This window comes from Novosphingobium sp. BAM6, assembly GCF_057784955.1.
The window spans coordinates 445,781-465,278 of record NZ_JBYNTR010000002.1; the positions used below are offsets into that span (position 1 = coordinate 445,781).

Annotated in this window: 25 protein-coding genes; 18 read left to right on the top strand and 7 right to left on the bottom strand. The window is 66.1% G+C overall.

Annotated elements, in window-relative coordinates:
- Positions 1-28: 28 nt before the first annotated feature.
- From acpS to pyrE, 4 genes are read right to left on the bottom strand one after another with little or no spacing between them, the layout of a single operon-like run.
- The gene (gene acpS, locus AC3EC3_RS10745; RefSeq protein WP_488489604.1) at positions 29-457 is read right to left on the bottom strand and encodes a holo-ACP synthase; all 429 of its coding nucleotides are present in this window, start codon (positions 455-457) and stop codon (positions 29-31) included.
- On the bottom strand, positions 454-735 hold the full coding sequence (locus AC3EC3_RS10750) for a hypothetical protein (RefSeq protein ID WP_488489605.1): 282 nt from the start codon (positions 733-735) through the stop codon (positions 454-456). Before AC3EC3_RS10750 ends, acpS begins: the two co-directional genes overlap by 4 nt.
- A complete protein-coding gene (locus tag AC3EC3_RS10755) occupies positions 732-1,472 on the bottom strand; it encodes a pyridoxine 5'-phosphate synthase (RefSeq protein WP_488489606.1) in 741 nt (246 codons plus the stop codon). The genes AC3EC3_RS10750 and AC3EC3_RS10755 overlap by 4 nt, the downstream gene beginning before the upstream one ends.
- Positions 1,473-1,529: 57 nt before the next feature.
- Positions 1,530-2,114, bottom strand: coding sequence for an orotate phosphoribosyltransferase (gene pyrE / locus AC3EC3_RS10760; protein ID WP_488489607.1), 585 nt, complete (start codon positions 2,112-2,114; stop codon positions 1,530-1,532).
- 233 nt (positions 2,115-2,347) lie between these two features.
- Between pyrE and coxB the strand changes: the two genes are divergently transcribed.
- The 14 genes from coxB (at position 2,348) to AC3EC3_RS10830 (ending at position 13,802) form a co-directional block, all read left to right on the top strand.
- Positions 2,348-3,454 (top strand): cytochrome c oxidase subunit II, encoded by a 1,107-nt coding sequence (gene coxB, locus AC3EC3_RS10765; protein ID WP_488489608.1) that lies wholly within the window; start codon positions 2,348-2,350, stop codon positions 3,452-3,454.
- Between the two features lie 16 nt (positions 3,455-3,470).
- Positions 3,471-5,189 (top strand): cytochrome c oxidase subunit I, encoded by a 1,719-nt coding sequence (gene ctaD, locus AC3EC3_RS10770; protein ID WP_488489609.1) that lies wholly within the window; start codon positions 3,471-3,473, stop codon positions 5,187-5,189.
- Between the two features lie 111 nt (positions 5,190-5,300).
- Positions 5,301-6,236, top strand: a complete 936-nt coding sequence (locus tag AC3EC3_RS10775) for a heme o synthase (RefSeq protein ID WP_488489845.1) — start codon at positions 5,301-5,303, stop codon at positions 6,234-6,236.
- A gap of 4 nt (positions 6,237-6,240) precedes the next feature.
- A complete protein-coding gene (locus AC3EC3_RS10780; protein ID WP_488489610.1) occupies positions 6,241-6,399 on the top strand; it encodes a hypothetical protein in 159 nt (52 codons plus the stop codon).
- Positions 6,396-6,983: a cytochrome c oxidase assembly protein gene (locus AC3EC3_RS10785; RefSeq protein ID WP_488489611.1), complete on the top strand. Its 588-nt coding sequence runs from the start codon at positions 6,396-6,398 to the stop codon at positions 6,981-6,983. Before AC3EC3_RS10780 ends, AC3EC3_RS10785 begins: the two co-directional genes overlap by 4 nt.
- Positions 6,984-7,088: 105 nt before the next feature.
- Positions 7,089-7,910: a cytochrome c oxidase subunit 3 gene (locus tag AC3EC3_RS10790; protein WP_488489612.1), complete on the top strand. Its 822-nt coding sequence runs from the start codon at positions 7,089-7,091 to the stop codon at positions 7,908-7,910.
- 37 nt (positions 7,911-7,947) lie between these two features.
- Positions 7,948-8,553 carry an SURF1 family cytochrome oxidase biogenesis protein gene (locus AC3EC3_RS10795; RefSeq protein ID WP_488489846.1) on the top strand — a complete coding sequence of 202 codons (606 nt, stop codon included), beginning with the start codon at positions 7,948-7,950 and terminating at the stop codon, positions 8,551-8,553.
- 342 nt (positions 8,554-8,895) lie between these two features.
- A complete protein-coding gene (gene thrC, locus AC3EC3_RS10800; RefSeq protein ID WP_488489613.1) occupies positions 8,896-10,308 on the top strand; it encodes a threonine synthase in 1,413 nt (470 codons plus the stop codon).
- A 13-nt stretch (positions 10,309-10,321) separates the two neighbouring features.
- A complete protein-coding gene (locus tag AC3EC3_RS10805; RefSeq protein WP_488489614.1) occupies positions 10,322-11,224 on the top strand; it encodes a class I SAM-dependent methyltransferase in 903 nt (300 codons plus the stop codon).
- Positions 11,225-11,299: 75 nt separating this feature from the next.
- Entirely contained in the window at positions 11,300-11,671 is a 372-nt protein-coding gene (locus AC3EC3_RS10810; protein ID WP_260925218.1) for a dihydroneopterin aldolase, read from the top strand.
- Between the two features lie 13 nt (positions 11,672-11,684).
- Entirely contained in the window at positions 11,685-12,035 is a 351-nt protein-coding gene (locus tag AC3EC3_RS10815) for a Rossmann fold domain-containing protein (RefSeq protein ID WP_488489615.1), read from the top strand.
- Positions 12,036-12,053: 18 nt separating this feature from the next.
- Positions 12,054-13,097 (top strand): GTP 3',8-cyclase MoaA, encoded by a 1,044-nt coding sequence (gene moaA, locus AC3EC3_RS10820; protein WP_488489616.1) that lies wholly within the window; start codon positions 12,054-12,056, stop codon positions 13,095-13,097.
- A gap of 4 nt (positions 13,098-13,101) precedes the next feature.
- A complete protein-coding gene (locus tag AC3EC3_RS10825) occupies positions 13,102-13,344 on the top strand; it encodes a MoaD/ThiS family protein (RefSeq protein WP_488489617.1) in 243 nt (80 codons plus the stop codon).
- Entirely contained in the window at positions 13,341-13,802 is a 462-nt protein-coding gene (locus AC3EC3_RS10830) for a molybdenum cofactor biosynthesis protein MoaE (RefSeq protein ID WP_488489618.1), read from the top strand. Before AC3EC3_RS10825 ends, AC3EC3_RS10830 begins: the two co-directional genes overlap by 4 nt.
- Before the next feature lie 522 nt (positions 13,803-14,324).
- Here the strand turns inward: AC3EC3_RS10830 and AC3EC3_RS10835 are convergent.
- Complete coding sequence (locus AC3EC3_RS10835) at positions 14,325-14,891, bottom strand: hypothetical protein (protein ID WP_488489619.1); 567 nt, start codon at positions 14,889-14,891, stop codon at positions 14,325-14,327.
- Between the two features lie 294 nt (positions 14,892-15,185).
- Here AC3EC3_RS10835 and rplU point away from each other — a divergent pair, with 294 nt between their 5' ends.
- The 4 genes from rplU to AC3EC3_RS10855 all read left to right on the top strand — a co-directional run bounded on the left by rplU (position 15,186) and on the right by AC3EC3_RS10855 (position 17,582).
- Positions 15,186-15,482 carry a 50S ribosomal protein L21 gene (gene rplU / locus AC3EC3_RS10840; protein ID WP_260925209.1) on the top strand — a complete coding sequence of 99 codons (297 nt, stop codon included), beginning with the start codon at positions 15,186-15,188 and terminating at the stop codon, positions 15,480-15,482.
- 24 nt (positions 15,483-15,506) lie between these two features.
- Positions 15,507-15,776: a 50S ribosomal protein L27 gene (gene rpmA, locus AC3EC3_RS10845; RefSeq protein ID WP_086493003.1), complete on the top strand. Its 270-nt coding sequence runs from the start codon at positions 15,507-15,509 to the stop codon at positions 15,774-15,776.
- Positions 15,777-16,040: 264 nt separating this feature from the next.
- Positions 16,041-16,619 (top strand): GNAT family N-acetyltransferase, encoded by a 579-nt coding sequence (locus AC3EC3_RS10850; RefSeq protein ID WP_488489620.1) that lies wholly within the window; start codon positions 16,041-16,043, stop codon positions 16,617-16,619.
- 381 nt (positions 16,620-17,000) lie between these two features.
- Positions 17,001-17,582 (top strand): GNAT family N-acetyltransferase, encoded by a 582-nt coding sequence (locus AC3EC3_RS10855; protein ID WP_488489621.1) that lies wholly within the window; start codon positions 17,001-17,003, stop codon positions 17,580-17,582.
- Positions 17,583-17,646: 64 nt separating this feature from the next.
- Here AC3EC3_RS10855 and ygfZ read toward each other — a convergent pair whose 3' ends face one another.
- Positions 17,647-18,429 (bottom strand): CAF17-like 4Fe-4S cluster assembly/insertion protein YgfZ, encoded by a 783-nt coding sequence (ygfZ, locus tag AC3EC3_RS10860; protein WP_488489622.1) that lies wholly within the window; start codon positions 18,427-18,429, stop codon positions 17,647-17,649.
- 87 nt (positions 18,430-18,516) lie between these two features.
- Positions 18,517-19,422, bottom strand: coding sequence for a LysR family transcriptional regulator (locus AC3EC3_RS10865; protein ID WP_488489623.1), 906 nt, complete (start codon positions 19,420-19,422; stop codon positions 18,517-18,519).
- Between the last annotated feature and the right edge of the window lie 76 nt (positions 19,423-19,498).

A 19,498-nucleotide genomic window follows, 5' to 3' on the forward strand; every position in this document is an offset into this window, starting at 1 on the left:
GTGGAAGCGGTCTCGGAAGTGTTGTTGGTCATGCGGAGGGGGCACCCGGATGCGGCGCGAGCGGGCGCGCCTCGATAACGACGAAGGCCTGTGCCCATGGATGGTCATCGGTGAGCGTGAGGTGAACCACCGCCTCGTGCCCTTCCGGTGTCATGCTGTCGAGCCGCGCCTTCGCGCCGCCAGTCAGCGCCAGCGTGGGGGCGCCGGAAGGGGCGTTGACGACGCCGATGTCCTTCATGAACACGCCTGCCTTGAACCCGGTGCCGACCGCCTTGGAGAATGCTTCCTTGGCGGCAAAGCGCTTGGCGAGGGTTCCCGCCACGGTATGCGGGCGCCGCGCGGCCTTGGCCTGCTCCAGATCGGTGAAGACGCGTTGGAGGAAGCGGTCACCATAGCGTTCGAGCGAATGGGCGATCCGCTCGATATTGCACAGGTCCGAGCCGAGGCCGATGATCATCGGTTGATCCACCATACGAAGGCGATATCGCCGAGTGCGATAACGACCGGGATCGCCAGCAGCACCCGCTTGCGACGCGGCACCTTGGCCACGGCGGCAGCGCAGACGCAGGCGATCGAGATGACGAAGCTGGCAAGGTAGAACAGGCGATAGGCGAGGAACACCCCGCTCCAGCTGCCGGGCATCAGCACGCTGCCCGCCGCGACATAGGATGTGACCAGCAGGGCCAGCATCGCCAGAATCCACAGCAGGGGGCGCACGATTTTCACGGCCGTCAACGAACCTCGTCCATCAGCGCGCGCATTTTCGCGACGCTGGCTTCGAGGCCGATGAAGATCGCCTCGCCGATCAGGTAGTGGCCGATGTTGAGTTCGGCGATCTGGGGAATGGCGGCGATCGGCTGGACGTTCTCGTAAGTCAGGCCATGCCCGGCGTGCGGCTCGATACCGTTCTTGGCGGCGAGCGCGGCCATGTCGGCAATGCGCTTCAGCTCGATCTCGACCTGCTCGTCGGTAGCATGGGCATATTCGCCGGTGTGGAATTCGACCACCGGTGCGCCCAGCTTCATTGCCGCTTCGATCTGTATCGGTTCGGGGGCAATGAACAGGCTGACGCGCACGCCCGCGTCGGCAAGGCGCGCACAGATCGGCGCGAGGCGGTTGTGCTGCCCGGCAGCGTCGAGCCCGCCTTCGGTGGTGCGTTCCTCGCGCCGTTCGGGCACGATGCAGGCGGCGTGCGGACGATGGCGCAGCGCGATTTCCAGCATCTCGTCGGTCGCCGCCATCTCCAGATTGAGCGGCAGGCCGGTGGCGGCAGCCACGCGCGAGATGTCGTCGTCCTTGATGTGGCGGCGGTCCTCGCGCAGATGCACGGTGATGCCGTCTCCGCCCGCGCGCGCCACGATCTCCGCCGCGCGAACCGGATCGGGATGAACGCCCCCGCGCGCGTTACGGATCGTCGCCACATGGTCGATGTTGACGCCGAGGCGCAGCTTCGCGGGAGAAAGGACGTTCATGCCGGGTTCCTGGGCTGGAGAATGCGGAAAGTGTCGATAAGGCCTTAGAGCCTGACCTTAGGGTTGTGCGCGGCTGCCCGGCTTGATCGCGGGGGTCTTGGCGAGTTCGGCGGGAACTTCTTCCGGCGCATACGTCGGGAAGTTCAGCGCGACGAGCGGGAAGAACGGCACGCCGAGGTCCACGGCGCCTGCGGTGCGATCCACCAGCGAGGCGGCGGCGATCACGCGCGCGCCGGTCTCTTCGATGGCCTTGATCGCCTCGCGGCTGGACAGGCCGGTCGTCACCACGTCCTCGACCATCAGCACGCGGTCAGACGGCTCCAGCGAGAAGCCGCGGCGCAGCTCGAACGTGCCGGTCGGGCGCTCGACGAACATCGCGTCGACCTGCAACGCGCGGCCCATCTCCTGACCGATGATCACGCCGCCCATCGCGGGCGAGACCACCTTGGTGATCTGGCGGCGCAGGTCATGCGGCAGCTTGGCGGCGATGGCGACGGCCAGGCGCGCGGCGCGATCGGGGTTCATCAGCACGCGGGCGCATTGCAGGTAGTGCGCGCTGTGGCGTCCCGAGGAGAGGAGGAAGTGTCCTTCGAGCAGGGCCTTGCTCTGGCGGAACTCGGCGAGGACGTCTTCTTCGAGCATTGCGAAATGGCTCCCTTCGCGTGTCATGGCGGCGCGGGCGAAGGCATTCGCTCCGATCCCGAGCCCGAAATTTCCTAGAGTCGCTTGAGACGACCGGCAAGCGCGCGTATAGCCATGTGAGAGACGGGGGCAAGAAGCTCCCGCTTATACAAGAGAGGATGCGCGCGCCCGGACGTACGGGAAAGGCCTGGACACTCGAAATCCGTCCTCCCCCCAACCGTTCTGCCGTGCCGATGCAGCCCGATCTCGATGCGCACCATGACGCGCGGCTTGATGCGGTGGGAGTGACGATGACAGGCAGGGCGGCGGGACACATCGTTGGCAGGACTTTCGTGCAGGGGGCGGTCGCTTTGGTGGGGGGGCTTGTGGCCTTCGGTCTGGGGATCGGGTCCGCCCTTGCGCAGGCGGCGGTAAAGGCCCCGGCTGCTGCGCCTGCCGCAGCCGCCACGACACCTGCCGCCACACCCGCCTATATCCCGATGACGCCGACGCCGGGCATCGGCATGCCGGTGGACGGCGGGATCGGCATGCAGCGCCAGTTCTCGCCGACCGGGCAATATGCCGAGTGGATCCATGACGCGGTGCTGCTGCCGGTGCTGGTGGTCATCTGCCTGTTCGTGCTGATCCTGCTGGGCATCGTTGCGGCGCGCTTCAACAACCGGCGCAATCCAACGCCTTCGCGCACCAGCCACAATACCGCGCTCGAAGTGATCTGGACGCTGGCGCCGGTGTTCATCCTGCTGGGCATCGCGGTGCCCTCGTTCGACCTGATCGCCAAGCAGTACAAGCCCGCGCCTGCCAATGCGCTGACCATCAAGGTCACGGGCAACCAGTGGTTCTGGAGCTACAGCTATCCCGACAACGGCGATTTCGAGGTGATCTCGAACATGCTGAATGTGCCCGGACAGCCGGTGATAAACGCAGGCGTGCGCTATGTCGGCTCGAAACCGTGGGACGGGCCTTCGCATCTGGAGGTCGACAACCGCATGGTCGTGCCCGCCGGAGAGCCGATCCGCCTGCTCATTACCGCCACCGACGTGATCCACTCCTTCGCGGTGCCGTCCTTGTGGTTCAAGCTGGATGCGGTGCCGGGAAAGATCAACGAACGGGTGCTCTATGTCGAAAGGCCGGGGGTCTATTACGGCCAGTGCTCGGAACTGTGCGGGGCCAAGCACGGCTTCATGCCGATCGCGGTCGAGGCGCTGCCGCGTGACAGGTACAATGCCTGGGTGATGACCCATGCGGGCGCGAAGGTGGACGCGCACCGTCCGGCGCCAGTGCTGGCGCTGGTGAACCCCGCGCCTGCCGTGCCCGCCGCACCCCAGACCCAAGCCGACTGACCGGGAGGAAGAGACCATGGCCACTACCATCGACCACTTCCACGGCAACGTCGAAGACCACGGCGCCCACCACACGGGGCACTCGCATGACCACAAGCCCGCGTTCTTCGCGCGCTGGTTCATGTCCACCAACCACAAGGACATCGGCACGATGTACCTGATCTTCGCGATCGTCGCGGGGATCGTGGGCGGCGCGGTCTCGGGCCTGATGCGTCTGGAACTGGCAGAGCCGGGCATCCAGTACCTGGGCACCATCGCGCGGCTGTTCGGTGAGAAGAACCCCGATTTCACCACCACGCTGCACACCTGGAACGTGCTGATCACCGCGCACGGCCTGATCATGGTGTTCTTCATGGTGATGCCCGCGATGATCGGCGGCTTCGGCAACTGGTTCGTGCCGCTGATGATCGGCGCGCCGGACATGGCCTTCCCGCGCATGAACAATATCTCGTTCTGGCTGACGGTGGCGGGGTTCTGCTCGCTGATGGCCTCGGCCTTCGTGCCGGGAGGGACGGGCCTTGGCGCCGGGACCGGCTGGACGGTCTATGCCCCGCTCTCGACCTCGGGTTCGCAGGGGCCGGCGGTGGACTTCGGCATTTTCGCGCTGCATCTGGCGGGTGCAGGCTCGATCATGGGCGCGATCAACTTCATCACCACCATCTTCAACATGCGCGCGCCGGGGATGACGCTGCACCGCATGCCGCTTTTCGTGTGGTCGATGCTGGTGACGGCGTTCCTGCTGCTGCTCTCGCTGCCGGTGCTGGCCGCCGCGATCACCATGCTGCTGACCGACCGCAATTTCGGCACGACCTTCTTCGAGGCGTCGGGCGGCGGCGATCCGGTGCTCTACCAGCACCTGTTCTGGTTCTTCGGGCACCCGGAAGTCTACATCATGATCCTGCCGGGCTTCGGGATCATCAGCCAGGTGGTGTCCACCTTCAGCCACAAGCCGGTGTTCGGCTATCTGGGCATGGTCTACGCGATGGTGGCGATCGGCGCGGTGGGCTTCATCGTCTGGGCGCACCACATGTACGCCACCGGCCTGTCGGTGGACGTGAAGATGTACTTCACCGGCGCCACGATGCTGATCGCGGTGCCCACCGGCATCAAGATCTTCTCGTGGATCGCGACGATGTGGGGCGGCTCGGTGGAGTTCAAAAGCCCGATGGTCTGGGCTTTCGGCTTCATCTTCCTGTTCACCGTGGGCGGCGTGACCGGGGTGGCGCTGGCCAACGGCGGCTTCGACGACGGGGTTCACGATACCTACTATGTCGTCGCGCACTTCCACTACGTGCTCTCGCTGGGCGCGGTGACGGCGCTGTTCGCCGGGTTCTATTACTGGTTCCCCAAGATGAGCGGGCGGATGCACTCCGAACTGCTCGCCCACATCCATTTCTGGATCTTCTTCGTGGGGGTTAACACGATCTTCTTCCCGATGCATTTCCTGGGACTGCAGGGCATGCCGCGCCGCTATCCGGACTATGCGGAAGCCTATACTTACTGGAACCACATCGCCAGCATCGGCTACCTGATCATGGCCGCCAGCCTTGTCGTGTGGCTGGCGAACATCGCTTATGCCTATATCGCGGGCAAGCGCGCTGCCGACAACTATTGGGGCAATGGCGCGACGACGCTGGAGTGGACGCTGACAAGCCCGCCGCCCTATCACCAGTTCGAGACGCTGCCGGTGATCGAGTCTCCCGGTCACGAACCTGCCCATCCGGCCGGAGCGTGAGCGCGAAACGTGGCGGAAAATTACTCCAACATATTGATAAAGCGTAATTTACGGGGTGGACATATTGCCACCTCGAAATTCGCGACAAACGGTTTTATAGGCGCCGCCATGATGCCCCCCCGTACGTCTGTTTCCGAAGCCTCCACGCAGCCTGCCGCGCCGGTGGCCCTGTGGCGCGACCTGCTGGCGCTGACCAAGCCCAAGGTTATCAGCCTTGTGGTCTTCACCGCGATCTGCGGCCTGATCGCGGCGCCGGTGCGGATCGATCCGGTGCTGGGCTTCACCGCGATCCTGTGCATCGCGCTGGGCGCAGGCGGGGCCGCCGCGCTCAACCAGTGGTGGGAAGCGGACCTCGACGCCGGGATGCGCCGCACCGCCAACCGACCGCTGCCGCAGGGGCGCCTCCAGCGTTCGACCGCGCGCGATTTCGGGATCGGCATCTGCGCCGCCTCGGTGCTGCTGATGGGCCTGGCGATCGGCTGGCTGGCCGCCGCGATCCTGCTCGTCTCGATTGTCTACTACTCGGTGATCTACACCATCTGGCTGAAGCCCCGCACCCCGCAGAACATCGTCATCGGCGGCGGCGCGGGCGCGTTTCCGCCGCTGATCGGCTGGATCGCGGCGACCGGACACATCACCCCGATGCCGCTGGTGCTGTTCGCGATCATCTTCTTCTGGACCCCGCCGCACTTCTGGGCGCTCGCGCTGTTCGTGAAGAGCGATTACGCCAAGGTCGGCATTCCCATGATGCCGGTGGTGGCGGGCGAGAAGGCGACGCGCCGCCACATCATGGGCTATGCGGTGCTGCTGCTGCCGCTTTCGATGGTGCCGTGGTTCCTGCCCAACGAGGCGACCGGGCCGGTCTATGGCCTCAGCGCCATGGTGCTCTCGCTGGCGTTCCTCGCACTTTCGCTGCGCGTGGGTCTGCGCACCCGGCAGGGCGAGGCGGATCGTATGGTCCCCGAAAAGCAGCTGTTCGCCTATTCGGTGATCTATCTGTTCCTGATCTTCGCGGCGCTGGTGCTCGACCGCTTCGTGGCGTTCTGACGCGATGACCGGCGCGCCCGATCCTGATCTCGATCCCGATCAGACCCGGCGCCGGACCATTCGCCGCAACAGCCGCGTGACAGCGCTGGTTCTGGCGGCTTTCGTCATTCTGGTGTTCTTCATCTCCATCGCCAAGATGGCGCACGGGGCCTACGGGGGATGACGAAGGCGCCCGCCCGGCCTCGCAGCAACCTGCGGGTCGGCGCGATGGCGCTGGGCGTCGCCTGCGCGATGCTGGGCATGGGCTTTGCCGCGGTACCGCTCTACCGCATCTTCTGCGAGGCGACAGGCTACGACGGCACCACCCGCCGCGTGGATGAGGCGCAGGCCGCGCAGATCGTCGATTCCGGCCGGACGATCTCGGTCCGCTTCGATGCCAATGTGGAACGCGGGATGCCGTGGCAGTTCAGGCCCCTGCAGGCGACCGACACCGTGTCCATCGGCGCGCGCGACATGGCGCTTTTCTGGGCGAAGAACACCTCCGACAAGCCGATTACCGGCACCGCCAGCTTCAACGTCGAGCCCGAGCAGGCCGCGCGCTTCTTCAACAAGATCCAGTGCTTCTGCTTCACCGCGCAGACGCTCGGCCCCGGTGAGGAAGTGCGCATGCCGGTGGTCTACTACATCGATCCCGCGATCCTGAACGATCCCGATAACAAGGACGTCCAGCAGATCACGCTGAGCTATACCTTCCACGAAACCCCTTCCGCTCCCGATCCGAAGGCGCTGGACCGCAAGGGCGCGTGACGCTAACCTGTCGATTACTGGGAGACCCGGCCGCCAAGCGCCGGGCCGTGAGAACATAGCAACAGGCCCGTGTGCCGGGCCGTCGATAACGGGGATGAAGAGGCCATGTCGGGCGTCAAGAATCACGATTATCACATCCTCCCGCCGGACATCGCGCCGCTGGCGACGACGATCGGCGCGCTGATGACCACCACCGGCCTGGTGCTGTTCATGCACGACATGCCGGGCGGCACATTCGTTCCCTGGCTTGGTCTTGCGATCCTGCTCGCCTCGATGTGGATGTGGTTCGCCAAGATCATCGACGAGGCGAAGGCGGGCGATCACACCCCGGTTGTCCAGCTGCACCAGCGCTACGGCATGATCCTGTTCATCGCCTCGGAAGTGATGTTCTTCGTTGGCTGGTTCTGGGCATTCTTCGATTTCTCGCTGTTCCCGTCGAAACTTGCCGAGGCCGTCGCCGGGCAATGGCCGCCCAAGGCGGTGGAGGCGGTGATCGATGCCTTCGACCTGCCGCTGCTCAATACGCTGATCCTGCTGTGCTCGGGCACCACCGTCACCTGGGCGCACCATGCGCTGATCCACGGCGACCGCGAGGGGCTGAAGAAGGGCCTGACCGCGACGATCGTGCTCGGCCTCCTGTTTACCTCGATACAGGCCTACGAATACCTGCACGCGCCGTTTCCCTTCGGCGTGAATACCTATGGTTCGGCCTTCTACATGGCGACGGGGTTCCACGGCTTCCACGTGATCGTCGGCACCATCATGCTGATCGTCTGCCTGATCCGCGCTCACAAGGGAGACTTCACCCCGCGCCAGCACTTCGGGTTCGAGGCGGCGGCGTGGTACTGGCACTTCGTCGACGTGGTGTGGCTGTTCCTGTTCGTGGCGGTCTATGTCTGGGGCAACTGGGGCGCGGTGGTTGAGTAGCGCGCTCGGTTTAGGCGGGGGAGAGGCCGCGCCGGACATGCCGGACCCGGCGCCACGGACGCGCCATCGCCTGCCGGTACTGGCGACCGCGGTGGTGCTCGCCGCCGTGGCGATGATGGTCTGGCTGGGGTTCTGGCAGATCCGCCGCCTGCACGAAAAGGAGGCGCTGCTCGCCCGCTTCGCCGAGGCCCGCGCCCAGATCGCCGAGGTAGACTGGCCTGCGCAGTGGCCCACCGATCCCGACAAGGGCTACGAACTCACCTATCGCCGCGCGCAATTGATGTGCAGCGCCGTGACCGAGCGATCCTCGATGGCGGGGCACAATGCAGCGGGCGAATCGGGCATGGCGCAGACCGCGCGCTGCGCACTGCCCGGTGGCGGCTTCGCGCTGGTGGTGATGGGCTGGTCGCAGAGCCCGATGGCGGGCACCGCGTGGCCGGGCGGCGAAGTCCACGGCATGATTGCACCGGGGCCGCGCCTTGTCGCCGACCCGCCGCTGGCCGGGCTCCAGCCCAACGCGCTGCCCGATCCGGCGGACCTGCCGAACAACCACCTGTCCTACGCCGTCCAGTGGTTCGCCTTCGCCGCGATGGCACTGGCGATCTACGCCCTCGCCCTGCGCAAGCGGTTGGAGAAGGGGTAGACCTTCCTTTTTCGTCATTCCCGCCCTTCGGCTGGCCGGAAGGCCGGCCGCTCAGGGTGAACTGCCCACAGGGCAGGCGGGAATCCAGACTTGGCGGAACGCATCGAGTTTCGGCCCAAGGCGAGAGGGTGGAACTGGATTCCCGCCTGCGCGGGAATGACGACAGTGAGATGGGTGCTATGATCAGTCCCTTACACGAATGACGAAGGGTGTGGCGCCTATGTCCGCCTCGAACATTCTTGCGCCACTGCCCCCGTTCCGGGGCTTTTCATTTCGCGCCCTTGCGGCTAACCGCGCCCCGAAGGCCGAGATTTACAGGCGCCGAAGGAAATGAAGGGCTCCATGGACTACATCAGCACTCGCGGCAGCGCACCGGCGCTCGATTTCGAAGGCGCGACGCTTGCCGGCCTCGCGTCGGACGGCGGCCTCTACGTGCCGCGCGAGTGGCCGCGCTTCTCTGCCGACGAGATCGCCGCGATGGCGGGCCTGCCCTATGCCGAACTGGCCGCGAAGATCATGCAGCCTTTCGTGGGCGACAGCCTGACCTACGCGCGCCTGCTGGAACTGACCACCGAGGCCTACGGTCGCTTCGCGCACAAGGCGGTGACGCCGCTGGTCCAGCTGGACGAACAGCACTGGGTGCTCGAGCTGTTCCATGGCCCCACGCTGGCGTTCAAGGACGTGGCGCTCCAGCTGCTCGGCCTGTTCTTCGAGGAGTTCCTTAGCCGTTCGGACCGCAACCTGACGATCGTCGGCGCGACCTCGGGCGATACCGGCTCGGCGGCGATCGACGCCGTGGCGGGCCGCGCCAAGGTGGACGTGTTCATGATCCATCCCGAAGGCCGCGTCTCGGACGTGCAGCGCCGTCAGATGACCACGGTGCTTGCCCCCAACGTCCACAACATCGCCATCGACGGCTCGTTCGACGATGCGCAGGCGATGGTGAAGCGCATGTTCAACGACGCGGCGATGACCGACCGCTTTGCGATCGGCGCGGTGAACTCGATCAACTGGGCGCGCCTGATGGCGCAGGTGGTGTACTACTTCGCCGCCGCGCTGCAGCTGGGCGCGCCGCACCGCAAGGTGGCGTTCTCGGTGCCGACCGGCAACTTCGGCGACGTGTTCGCCGGGTATGTCGCCGCGCAGATGGGCCTGCCGGTCGAGACGCTGGTGGTCGCCACCAACGTCAACGACATCCTGCACCGCGCGCTGTCGAACGGTGACTATTCGCAAGGGACGGTCACGCCGACGGCGGCGCCTTCGATGGACATTCAGGTGTCCTCGAACTTCGAGCGTCTGCTGTTCGATCTGGGCGGTCGCGACGGCGCCGCGCTTGCCGAGCAGATGGCAGGCTTCGAAGCCACCAAGGCGATGCAGCTGACCAATGCGCAGCGCGAAGGGGCGGCGAAGCTGTTCCGCTCGGCCCGCACCGATGGCACCGAGATGGCGCACGCCATTCGCTGGGCCTGGGAGAACTGCGGTGAGCTGATCGATCCGCACACCGCCTGCGGCCTTGCCGCCGCGCGCGGTCTTGCACAAGCGGGCGGGATCGACGCGAGCATTCCGGTGGTCACGCTGGCGACCGCGCACCCGGCCAAGTTCCCCGAAGCGGTCGAGCGCTCGACGGGGCAGCGCCCCGGCCTGCCCGCGCGCATCGGCGATCTGTTCGAGCGTGAGGAGCGCTTCGTCTCGCTGCCCGGCACCTACGAGGCGATTGCCGAGTTCGTCGCCGGCCACGCCGCGCCCAAGGTCTGACGGGCAGGTTCCGATGGCAACGCTGAACACCCAGCCGCTGGTCCTTTCGGGTGAGGGTTGGGCCGATTACGGGCTCGTCGATTCGGGCCATGGCCGCAAGCTGGAGCGCTATGGCGACTATCGCTTCGTGCGCCCCGAGCCGCAGGCGATGTGGACGCCGCGTTCCGAACAGTGGGATGCCCACGGCGAATTCGTCCCCGGTTCGGACGAGGACGGCGGCGGCAGATGGCAGTTCGACAAGGCGGTGCCGCGCGACGGCTGGCCGCTGGCGTGGAACGAGGTCTCGTTTACCGCGCAGTGCACCCCGTTCCGCCATCTCGGCTTTTTCCCGGACATGGCGCCGGTGTGGGACTGGATGCGCGAGCAGCTGGCCGGGCGCAGCGATGCCGAGACGATGAACCTGTTCGGCTATACCGGCGTCGGCACCATGGCGTTGTCTGGCCATGGTCGCGTCACGCACGTCGATGCCTCCAAGAAGTCGGTGGCGCAGGCGCGCGAGAATGCCGCGCTGGCAGGGCTGGACGATCGCCCGGTGCGCTGGATGATCGACGATGCCGCCAAGTTCGCCGCACGCGAGGTGCGTCGCGGTCGTCGCTATGACGGCATCATCCTCGATCCGCCCAAGTTCGGGCGCGGGCCGGAAGGCGAAGTCTGGCGTCTGGAAGAGCACCTTCCTGCGCTGCTTGCCGATTGCCGCCGTCTGCTGGACGGAGACAGCCGCTTCCTGTTCCTGACGGTCTATGCCGTGCGCATGTCCTCTCTGGCGCTGGCCGGGCTGATGAACGAGCTGTTCGCCGATCTTCCGGGCACCATCGAGCATGGCGACCTGGCGGTGCGCGAAGATGTGCCGACGGATGGCACGTCGCCCCGGATGTTGCCTACCGCGATCTTCGCGCGCTGGTCCAATCCGGCCTGATTCGGGCTCTCGCTGATTTGAATGATGCCGCAGGCGTTCACCTGCGGTGAAAATGCTTTAGAGAGCCTTCCCATCATGGCCGATTCGCTCATTCTTGAAGTCGCCGACTTTGAAGTCGATGTCCTCACCGGCATCCTCTCCGAAGAAACCGGCAAGCCCCAGCCCCTGCGCATCACCATCGCGGTGCGCCTGACGCCGGAGCGTCACTACACCCCCGATACGCCGCTGACCGCCAGCAAGAACTACATGGACCTCAAGTTCGCGGCGCGCGAAGCGCTGCCCGAGGGCGTGCATTTCAAGCTGATCGAGGCAGTCGCCGATCATATCTGCGATACGCTGTTCCTGCAGGACGAGCGGGTCGAGGCCGTCACGGTCAAGATCGTCAAGCTCGCGATTGCCGAGAGCAGCGAGAAGATCGGCATCACGCTCACTCGCGACCGTCGCTGATCGGCGCTGCGGCTTGGCGTCGGCGATCTTTACCGCCCGGATATCCGGTCTGCCCGAAGCCCCGCTCGACGCGGCGGTGGATTTTCATGCGCGTGGATTGCCGCAGGTGCTGGCCGATGCGGCGCAGGCTGTGACAGAGGCGCCGGACGGGCTGCTGTGCCTGCTGTTCGCTGCCGCCAGCTACGAACATCGCGAATGGCGCCTTGCCGCCGTGCAGTCGCTGGCCCGCGCGCAGGCCCCCTTGCGGGTCAATGCGCTGGAAGGTGGCGACGAGGCGCAGGTCGCTGCCGCGCTCGACTGGCTGGAGAGTGTGCCCGGCGTGACCGGCCAATTGTTGCGCCTTGATGGAAATGCCGCAGGCTGAATGCTATATGGCAGGACAATGAACGTGCCTGCAACCGCGCCTGCCCCCCTGCATGCCCCTCTGGTTGACCAGTTCCGGCGCCGGATCAGCTATCTGCGCCTCTCGGTGACGGACCGCTGCGATCTGCGCTGCACCTATTGCATGCCCGAGCGGATGACCTTCCTGCCGCGCAAGGACGTGCTCAGCCTCGATGAACTGCATCGCATGGCGCTGGGCTTTATCGCGCGCGGAATTACGAAACTGCGCCTGACCGGGGGCGAACCGCTGGTACGCCGTGACGTGATCGATCTGATCCGCGCGCTCGGCCGCCGGGTGGGGGCGGATGACGGGCAGGCGGGCCTTGAGGAGCTTACCCTCACCACCAACGGCACGCGGCTTGCCGAATTTGCCGACGATCTGTTCGATGCCGGGGTGCGCCGCATCAACGTCTCGCTCGACACGCTCGACCGCGCGACCTTCGAGAAACTGACCCGCCGCGATTCGCTGGGGCAGGTGATGGAAGGGCTGGCGGCAGCGAAGGCAGCGGGGCTGAAGGTCAAGATCAACACCGTGGCTCTCAAGGGCGTAAACGAGGCCGAAATCGGCGAAATCATCGCCTGGGCGCACGGGCAGGGCTTTGCGATGAGCCTGATCGAGGTCATGCCGCTGGGCGAGGTCGAGGAGGATCGCTTCGACCATTATCTGCCGCTGACACAGGTCCGCGAAAGCCTGGAACGCCGCTGGACCCTGACGCCCAGCAGCTACCGCACCGGCGGCCCCGCGCGCTATGTCGATGTGGCGGAGACCGGCGGGCGGCTAGGCTTCATCACCCCGCTCACCAACAACTTCTGCGATGGCTGCAACCGCGTGCGCGTCACCGCGACGGGTCAGCTCTATGCCTGCCTTGGCGGCAGCGAGCAGGTGGACCTGCGTGCCGCAATGCGTAGCGACGATCCCGAGGCGGGGCTCAGCGCGGCGCTCGACGTGGCGATGGCGATCAAGCCCGCGCGTCACGCCTTCGCGATCGATCGCGCCGGGGCCGCGCCTGCCCTTGCCCGGCACATGTCGATGACGGGCGGCTAAGCGTATGGCGCTGAAACTGGTGTTCCTTGGCCGTCTGGAAGACGTGGCCGGCGCGGGCGAGCGCGAGGTCGCCTTCGTCCCAGACCTTGCCGCCTTGCGCGCCGCGCTGCCATCCGCACTGGCCGAAGTCCTCACAGGCCCTCGCGTGCGCGTGGCGATCAACGGCGTGCTGCTGGCGGACGATGCCACGGCGTTGCTGAACGATGGCGACGAGATCGCCTTCCTGCCCCCGGTCTCGGGCGGATGACGACGGATGTTCGCCTGCTCTCCGCCCCCTTCGATGCGGCGGCGGAGCTTGCAGGCTTCACCCGCAGCCATGGCGAGGCGGGCGGCGTGGTCAGTTTCCTGGGGCAGGTGCGCGCCGAATCGGCGGACGCGGCAAATGCCGTCGAGGCGCTGGATCTGCGGCATTACGGACCGCTCACGCTTCCGGCGATGGAGCAGCTTGCGGCAGGCGTCACCGCGCGCTGGACGCTGGAAGGGCTGCTGGTCCTCCACCGTATCGGCGAGATGGTGCCCGGCGATCCGATCGTGCTGGTCGCTGCCGCCGCGCGCCATCGCCGCGATGCCTTCGCCGCCGCCGACTTCGCGATGGACCACCTCAAGAGCGAATCGTGGTTCTGGAAGCGCGAGCGGCGCGGCGGGATCTGGCAATGGATCGAGCCGCGCGCGCAGGACCACGACGATCTCGCCCGCTGGAAATAACGCGACCTTTGCTCTGATTTGACCGGCATCAATGCCCACCGCTGCGCAGGCGGGCACAAGCGCCCTTGTCGGCAGGCGAGGCGTCCCGTTCGGTCAGGACGGATACGGCGAACCTTCAGGCGGCATTTCGTTCAGCCGGTCACGGCGGCGCACTTCCGGGCGATGGCATGTGCAGGGAAGGCAGGCGTTTTCGGGATGTCGACAGTCCACCGGCATCGGGCTGTTGTCTAAGGGGACGGCAGGCGCGCGACGAGGACCATCGGTGCTCTGCTGCCACCTCGGCAGAACATCGCCTCGCGTTCGTCCACCAGTTCCGGCGGCGCGGTCCGAAGGACCCATTCGTACGGGCGGCGGGCCGGGGGGCCTCGGTCGTCCGTGCGGATGGGTCCCTTTTTTGAGTCCGTTTGAAAATTCGCGCGATGCGAATTTTTGCGGCACCTGCCCCCTTTGTTTTTGGCGCCCCCACCCTGCCACCCACAGGATACTACCGTTAGGTGACAGGGTGAGGCAGAGGACCGACTCCTAGCCCTTCAAACGCCGGCTCAGCGAATCGACAGCAGCGTTTTCGGCCGTGACGATGCCGAGCACGGTCTCGCGCGCGGCGGTGATCGCCTGGAGTGAGGGCGTGTCACCCACCGGCGTCTGGTCCCTGGCATCGCTGTAGAGCGCATCGAGGTCCGCCATTGCGGAAGAGGCCCCGCCGCGGGCCGAATCGAGCTGCGCCATCGCGACTTGCGCATTGCCCCACGAATCGGAGCCGAGCGACGTGCCCGAGGCCGCCGAAATCTTGCGATCGGCATCGGCGCGCAGCGTCTGGAACTGCGAATCGGAATCTTTGGCGTACTTCACCAGCCCGGCCAGGCGCGTGGTGAGGTCGCTCGACGCCGGAGGCGGAGCGGGCGGCGTCGGCGCGGTATCGGGAGCAGGCGTCAGGCTGTTGTCGATTCGCTCGATCGGGCGTTGCGCCAGCGAGGGATAGCTGGAATTCGCGACGCAACCGGCCAGCAACAGCGAGGAAGCCGCAATCGAAAGGATGGGCAGCGAGCGGGCCGCAGCGAAACGGCGGAGGCGAAGACTTGCGCGGATCATGCATTCGCCATAGCACGATGCGCACGCAAGGCGAGGGGGCATCGGTGCCCCCATGAAGGGCGCATGATCCGCAGAAATGCGAGTCTTCTTCATGACAGTTCGCCTACTCTCCCGTTGACAGCGGGCCGGGGTTGCCCTAACGGCACCCACTCTTCCGGCCCCCGCATTTCATGTGCGGGAAGCCGGTGCGTCGCCCGCAAGGCTTCCCACGGTTCTTCGTAGGACCATAGCGGCCGGGGCAAAGAAACTGTTTCGGCCCGTTTCGGGCACACACAAAGATTAGGTAAGGGCACCATGTTCGCAGTAGTGCGCACGGGCGGCAAGCAGTACCGGGTTGCCGCCGGAGACAAGATCGCGGTTGAAAAGCTGGCTGGTGAAGCCGGTGAGACCATCACCCTGGGCGACGTCCTGCTCGCGGGCAAGGACGGCGAAGTTCTCGACGCCGCCAAGGTTTCGGTTTCGGCCGAGATCATCGCGCAGGCGAAGAGCGAGAAGGTCGTGGTGTTCAAGAAGCGCCGCCGCCATAACTATCGTCGCAAGAACGGCCACCGCCAGCAGCTTACGCTGCTGCGCATCGTGTCGGTCGCCTGAGCCAAAGATCGGAAGGACTGAACAATGGCACATAAGAAAGCAGGCGGTTCGTCGCGCAACGGTCGCGACTCTGCGGGCCGCCGCCTTGGCGTCAAGAAGTTCGGCGGTCAGGAAGTGATCGGCGGCAACATTATCATCCGTCAGCGCGGCACCCGCGTGTACCCCGGCGTGAACGTTGGTATGGGCAAGGATCACACCCTGTTCGCCACCGCCGAAGGTCGCGTGCGCTTCCATGACGGCAAGCTCGGCCGCAAATACGTCTCGGTAGACGTAATGGCAGAAGCAGCCGAATAATCGGATGGTTCCTGGGGCCATCCTGACGGGATGGCCCTGCCGACTCTCCTGAGGGAGATGATCGGTAAGACGAGGGAGAGGGCCACGGCCTGTCTCCCTTTTGTCGTTTCTCCCTCGGCAAACCGGCACGGCCGCCCCTGCGGCCCCCGTGCCTCGTAGCGAACGCGGACAAAAGGATTTTCACGTCCGTAACGCGAACGTCACGCGCCTGTCCTAAGGGGCCTCCCAAGGGGCGGGCGGGGTGAGAGAGTGGAGACAAACGCGATGTTCGTTCGTACCGAACGTCTGTTCCTGCGGCCCGCCTGGCCTGAAGACCGGGATGAGCTGCTGCCCCTGATCGCCGACCATGCGGTTGCGCGGAACCTCTCGCGCGTGCCCTGGCCCTATACCGCCAGGGACGCCGAAACCTTTATTGGTCTGCCGCATGTCGCCGGGCTGCCCCGCTTCCTTATCACTGTTCCGGATGGCACGGGATCGCGGGTCGTGGGCTGCATCGGCCTGTCCGAAGTCGAAGGCGCGATCAACCTTGGCTACTGGATCGCGCGCGACCACTGGGGGCAGGGCTATGCCACAGAGGCCGCACGCGCCGTGCTTTCGCTGGCGGCAACGCTGGGTCATCGCCGCATCGAGGCGCGGCATCTGGTGGACAATGCCGGTTCGGGCCGGGTTCTCGCCAAGCTGGGCTTCCGTCGCATCGGCCGGATGGTCGCGATCTTCAGCCCGGCGCGCGGTGAGGCCGCGCCCGCCCTCGTCCATTCGCTCGACCTGTCGGGCGAGGGCGAGAGTGGAGACGACGGCAATGGCAAGGGCAGTGGCTCTGACATGCGCCGCAAGGCCGCTTGAGGTCAAAGCTGGATGAGCTTGTCTCATCGCAGCTTTGGTCAAGCCCGTGTGGCGTCTGAACATCGCCAAGGCGTGATGCGTCAGCATCTCGGCGCCTTGCTATGCGACGCCGCGAATCGGGAGACCGATTCGCGGCAGTTCGCATGACCGGAGCGCTCATCGCGCAGCGGCCTAATTGTCTGTCAAAAGGCGGTGCAAAGGATTGAATGCAGGGGGAAATGCGGTGGGCCGTTATGGCTTACGGAAACTTTTCCCTGCGATATTCGTCCTGTGGCGGAGAAGTGCGCGTCAAGAGGCCTCCCGCCGCAAAACGCGTGCATGTGTCCCGAAACTGGTGCATAAGTTTTCTGCGGCAGTCATAAGAAAACGGAGAACCGTCCCATGTTCATCCGCACGGAGAGGTTGTTCCTTCGGCCCGGTTGGCCTGAGGATTTTGAAGAGCTGATCGAGATGCTCGGTGACGATCCGATTCTCGGAGAGGAACTCCCCGACGAAACGATCGCGTCGATCCGCGATTATCTGGGCCGGCAGCGCGACCCGCGGCTGCCTCTGCTGTTCATCTATTTCCGCAGTGCCGTGGGCGCCGTGCTGGTCGGCGGCATCGGCCTTGCCATGCGCGGAGACGACGTCGAACTCGACTTCTTCGTCGCCCCGCGTTTTCGCGGCAAGGGCTTCGCGGCTGAAGCCGTGCGCGGGCTGCTCGAACATGCCCACGCGCTGGGCCATCGCCGCCTGACCGCGACCAATGTACTGGCCACGGACAGCTGCGCCGGGCAAGTGCTGGAGCGGGCGGGCTTCCGTCCCACCGGCAAGACCCGCCGCCGCATGGTCAGCGGCTTCGAGGGCGAAGTTGAGGCACCGATCTACGCAGCGGAAGTCGCGGCGCTGGCCCCGGTTACAGGTTCTCAGGCGGGCAAGGCCCCGGTTGGCATGGGAAGGCCGGAAGGGCTCGCCTGCCACTGAGCTTCGCGAAATTCTAGAATCCCCTGGGCGCCCCGTCTGACATCTGTCCGGCGGGGCGCTTTGCTTATTCGGCTTCGGTTTCGCCTTCGGGGTTTGGCGCAGGCATCCAGTGGGGGCGCAGATCGTCGGCGATCGCATCGACGCGCAGGTGATCGACCGCCAGCCCCAGTTCGGGATAGGCCGCGCGGCGGCGCTTTTCTTCCGAGCGGTCCAGCGGCACCACCACCAGTCGGCGATTGACCTTCTGGCGCCAGTTCATCCGCGCGGTGTTCTCCTGACCCACGTAACAGCCCTTGGTGAAGCTGACGCCGTTCAGTTCGACCGCGTTGCACTCCAGCCAGAGCGTCTCGCCATCGCCCAGTTCCCCGCGTCCTTCCACGACGCCCAGCGCCAGCCGGTGTGCGCGCCATGCGGCGTCGGCAGAACCTTGCGAATCGGGATCAAGCGGATCGACCGGGGCCAGCCAGCGCTCGCCCAGCGCGTGCAGGCGCGGATCGGGCGCAGCGCCATCGCCTTCATGCGGACTCCAGTGGACGGCGAGTTTCTCCTCGCGAACGATGTCGATCGCGCGGCGCAGGCGGTACATCGACAGGCGCTTCACCAGCGCGTCGGCTACCTCTGCCTCGCAGTCGATCAGCAGCGAGGGGCCGTTCGCATTAGGGCCGCCGGGCCAGACGAGGAAATCGAACAGCGCCTTGCCCTGCGCGGTCAGCAGCGCGGTCCACACGGGAAGCGCCTTCTGCACGTCGGACGTCACCAGCCCCTGCAGGAAAGCGGCAACATCCTCGCCGGGCTCGCGGGGGGAAAGCCGGATTACGGCGCGGTCGGTGAGGCGTGTCGCTGTCATGGCGCAGGACTTGGGATCGGCGGGGGCGATTGGCAAGCGGGAAGGATGGGGGAAGTTGAGGAAGTCGGAAGAGTGATCCTTCAGCCCTCAAACACCGCCGCCGAGCCGTTCCCGAAAAGCATCGAGCACCCACACGGCGGCAGGCCCCGGCGGGGTGTCCTTGCGCCACAGCGCGACCAGCGAATAGCGCAGCGCCGGGCGCTCGGGCAGGTGCAGTTCGACGAGGGCACCGCTGGCGAGATCGTCGGCGACGGCGTGGCGCGGCATCGAGCCCCAGCCGATCCCTTCGCGCAGCAGGGCGTGCTTGGCGCCGAGGTCGGCGAGGCGCCACGAGCGGGTGCCGAGCACCGAGAAGTCGCGCCCTTCGGTGAGCGGCGAACGGTCGGTGAGGACAAGCTGGACATGCTTGCGCGCCTCGCCCGATGCGATCTTTCCGGCGCGAGCGAGCGGGTGGCCCGGCGCGGCGACAGGGACGAGTTCGACCGCGCCCACCGTCTCGCGTTCGAGATCGGGCAGATCCAGCAGGTCCGGCCCGGCAATGGCCAGCGTGGCACGCCCTTCGAGTACCAGCGCCGCCACCGCGCCGAGCGCCTCGACATGGAGGCGCAGCGGAACGGTGGGGTACATGAACTGGAAATCGCGCAACAGCGCGGCAAGGATATGCCCCGGCACCATCACGTCGACCGCCAGCGAGAGTTCGGGCTCCAGCCCCTGCCGCAGGCTGCGGACCTTGGCGAGTAGCGCGTCGATATCGTCGGAGACGGCGCGCGCCTCGCCCAGCAGCGCCTCGCCGTCGGGGGTGAGCGTGGGACGGCGCGAGCCCTCGCGATCGAACAGCCGCACGTCGAGCTGGGCTTCCAGCTGGCTGATCGCGTAGCTGACCACCGAGATCGCGCGGCCAAGCCGTTTGGCGGCGGCATTGAAGCTGCCTTCCTCGACCACGGCCAGAAAGGCGCGCAAGTGATCGAGGCTGGGCGGGATTAGATCAGGCATATTCCACTTCCTCGAACATCTCGCTCGATTTTATCCCAATTTCCCGATTGTCCTGCAAGGCCTAGATAGACCTTCA

Coding starts and splice junctions, on each gene's coding strand:
- acpS (WP_488489604.1), bottom strand. CDS start 457: ATGATCATCGGCCTCGGCTCGGACCTGTGCAATATCGAGCGGATCGCC.
- AC3EC3_RS10755 (WP_488489606.1), bottom strand. CDS start 1,472: ATGAACGTCCTTTCTCCCGCGAAGCTGCGCCTCGGCGTCAACATCGAC.
- pyrE (WP_488489607.1), bottom strand. CDS start 2,114: ATGCTCGAAGAAGACGTCCTCGCCGAGTTCCGCCAGAGCAAGGCCCTG.
- coxB (WP_488489608.1), top strand. CDS start 2,348: ATGCAGCCCGATCTCGATGCGCACCATGACGCGCGGCTTGATGCGGTG.
- ctaD (WP_488489609.1), top strand. CDS start 3,471: ATGGCCACTACCATCGACCACTTCCACGGCAACGTCGAAGACCACGGC.
- AC3EC3_RS10775 (WP_488489845.1), top strand. CDS start 5,301: ATGCCCCCCCGTACGTCTGTTTCCGAAGCCTCCACGCAGCCTGCCGCG.
- AC3EC3_RS10780 (WP_488489610.1), top strand. CDS start 6,241: ATGACCGGCGCGCCCGATCCTGATCTCGATCCCGATCAGACCCGGCGC.
- AC3EC3_RS10785 (WP_488489611.1), top strand. CDS start 6,396: ATGACGAAGGCGCCCGCCCGGCCTCGCAGCAACCTGCGGGTCGGCGCG.
- AC3EC3_RS10790 (WP_488489612.1), top strand. CDS start 7,089: ATGTCGGGCGTCAAGAATCACGATTATCACATCCTCCCGCCGGACATC.
- AC3EC3_RS10795 (WP_488489846.1), top strand. CDS start 7,948: ATGCCGGACCCGGCGCCACGGACGCGCCATCGCCTGCCGGTACTGGCG.
- thrC (WP_488489613.1), top strand. CDS start 8,896: ATGGACTACATCAGCACTCGCGGCAGCGCACCGGCGCTCGATTTCGAA.
- AC3EC3_RS10805 (WP_488489614.1), top strand. CDS start 10,322: ATGGCAACGCTGAACACCCAGCCGCTGGTCCTTTCGGGTGAGGGTTGG.
- AC3EC3_RS10810 (WP_260925218.1), top strand. CDS start 11,300: ATGGCCGATTCGCTCATTCTTGAAGTCGCCGACTTTGAAGTCGATGTC.
- moaA (WP_488489616.1), top strand. CDS start 12,054: ATGAACGTGCCTGCAACCGCGCCTGCCCCCCTGCATGCCCCTCTGGTT.
- AC3EC3_RS10825 (WP_488489617.1), top strand. CDS start 13,102: ATGGCGCTGAAACTGGTGTTCCTTGGCCGTCTGGAAGACGTGGCCGGC.
- AC3EC3_RS10830 (WP_488489618.1), top strand. CDS start 13,341: ATGACGACGGATGTTCGCCTGCTCTCCGCCCCCTTCGATGCGGCGGCG.
- AC3EC3_RS10835 (WP_488489619.1), bottom strand. CDS start 14,891: ATGATCCGCGCAAGTCTTCGCCTCCGCCGTTTCGCTGCGGCCCGCTCG.
- rplU (WP_260925209.1), top strand. CDS start 15,186: ATGTTCGCAGTAGTGCGCACGGGCGGCAAGCAGTACCGGGTTGCCGCC.
- rpmA (WP_086493003.1), top strand. CDS start 15,507: ATGGCACATAAGAAAGCAGGCGGTTCGTCGCGCAACGGTCGCGACTCT.
- AC3EC3_RS10850 (WP_488489620.1), top strand. CDS start 16,041: ATGTTCGTTCGTACCGAACGTCTGTTCCTGCGGCCCGCCTGGCCTGAA.
- AC3EC3_RS10855 (WP_488489621.1), top strand. CDS start 17,001: ATGTTCATCCGCACGGAGAGGTTGTTCCTTCGGCCCGGTTGGCCTGAG.
- ygfZ (WP_488489622.1), bottom strand. CDS start 18,429: ATGACAGCGACACGCCTCACCGACCGCGCCGTAATCCGGCTTTCCCCC.
- AC3EC3_RS10865 (WP_488489623.1), bottom strand. CDS start 19,422: ATGCCTGATCTAATCCCGCCCAGCCTCGATCACTTGCGCGCCTTTCTG.